1 protein-coding gene and 1 pseudogene are annotated in these 859 nt (G+C 41.8%); one reads left to right on the forward strand and one right to left on the reverse strand.

Annotated features, from left to right (window positions below; all coding sequences use genetic code 11):
• Window positions 1–561: aminoglycoside phosphotransferase family protein (locus tag GRP75_RS28265; protein ID WP_160791037.1), on the forward strand; the 561-nt coding region annotated here is incomplete at its 5' end.
• Window positions 562–611: 50 nt separating this feature from the next.
• Here GRP75_RS28265 and GRP75_RS28270 read toward each other — a convergent pair.
• Window positions 612–859: pseudogene (locus GRP75_RS28270) on the reverse strand (hypothetical protein); the annotation flags it as partial.

Below are 859 nucleotides of genomic sequence, written 5' to 3' on the forward strand. Positions count from 1 at the left end.
CTAAAAAAAATGCATGAGATTCATGCGGAGCAAGATCGAGTCCCATGGGCTGAACATTATAATGCCAAAATCAACAGATATATTACAAACTATAAGTCATGCGGTATTCCCCTAAAGGGAGCAGATCAAGCCATAAGCTTTATTGAGAAAAACCGCCATCTATTAGAAAATCGTCCCCAGGCTTTTCAGCATGGGGATTATCATGTGGGCAATATGGTGGTTGCCCCATCCGGTGAACTGGGTATCATCGATTTTAATAGAATGGATTATGGTGATCCTTGGGAGGAATTCAATAGAATTACCTGGTGTGCAGCATTAAGTCCTTTATTCGCTTCGGGCCGTATCCACGGTTATTTTAATAACCATGTACCTGATTTATTTTTTAGATTAATGGCTCTGTATATTGCAAGCAATCAGCTTTCATCGATTCACTGGGCCATTCCATTTGGCAAAGAAGAGGTAGACGATATGGTGCAACGAGCTGAAGAGGTTTTGGAAGCGTATAATTATTTTCAAACCTATATACCGAAATGGTACGTGCCCAGTTACAGCGACTTGTAAAAGCGAAGACCGCCGCTCCTGGGGAGTGACGGTCTTTTTTTAGCATTCTATTATTGTTTCTTAATCTTGTACGTAAATTCCCAAACGGCTTGATGACCTGAATAACGTCCACGGTTTTCAGTAACCGTCACTCCTAACTTAACGGTAGAACCTTTAGCAGAAACCGAGGAGACCTTTACATTCTTGGTGGCTTCGCCTTCATCAGGAATTTTGTCTTGTTCCTCAGCGTACGCATACAGCTTTATGCTACCATTCGATTTGACCTTCACCTTCACGCTGTTACCTTCACTAATGGATT

The sequence above is a fragment of the Paenibacillus sp. OT2-17 genome (genome assembly GCF_009827695.1).
Classification (GTDB): domain Bacteria; phylum Bacillota; class Bacilli; order Paenibacillales; family Paenibacillaceae; genus Paenibacillus; species Paenibacillus polymyxa_B.